This window comes from Vibrio makurazakiensis (assembly GCF_050337375.1).
Classification (GTDB): domain Bacteria; phylum Pseudomonadota; class Gammaproteobacteria; order Enterobacterales; family Vibrionaceae; genus Vibrio; species Vibrio makurazakiensis.
In genome coordinates this window covers 1-628 of sequence record NZ_JAKJSW010000491.1, presented here as the reverse complement: position 1 = coordinate 628, position 628 = coordinate 1, and the positions used below count along the sequence as shown (strand labels likewise).

General features: G+C 35.7%; 1 protein-coding gene. It reads left to right on the top strand.

Going from position 1 to position 628, the window contains the following annotated elements:
- Window positions 1-219: 219 nt before the first annotated feature.
- Window positions 220-628, top strand: a 409-nt coding sequence (locus tag L4C33_RS22725; RefSeq protein ID WP_428814609.1) for a hypothetical protein, incomplete at its 3' end; no start/stop codon positions are given.

Sequence of the window (628 nt, the reverse complement as noted above, 5' to 3'; positions counted from 1 at the left end):
ATATGTACATTTAACTCATTAATATCTTGTACTCTAAATAAAACAATCATGGATATACCTCAATGAAATTTTCGACCATTTTATTATCCCTACAATAGAGCGAATATACTTACCATTTTACGCCAATTAATTTCATCAACTTAGTAAATGGTTTCTTTTTAATTCGTAGGTCGGCAATATAAAACACAGACAACGACATCAATAAAAATAAGGTCAATTATGAGCTCACCAAGTAAAGAATATGGTTTCAATACACCCCAACGACTCTTTGTTGGCTACACGTTAGCGGTACTTGTCGATTTAACAGTCTTAAACATTTTTGATGAATACTGGGATTTCGTAAACATTGAATCTTTCACTATTTCACTTGCGGCAGCATTGCTCTTACAGCTGCTGTTAAAGTTATCAATCAACGCCGAGCACCGAATTGCCGATTACTTCAAATCGAAACCAGGTACCGCACCTAAAGTTTACCGAGGTTTAAGTACTTACGTTATTTTGGTCGGCAGTAAATTTGTCATGCTTGAAGCGATTAATATTTTGTTTGGCGATAAAGTATCATTTACTGGTCCATTAGGTGGTGTGGTTGCATTCTTTGCCGTTGTCTTTGCCATCTTGGTTGCAGAAA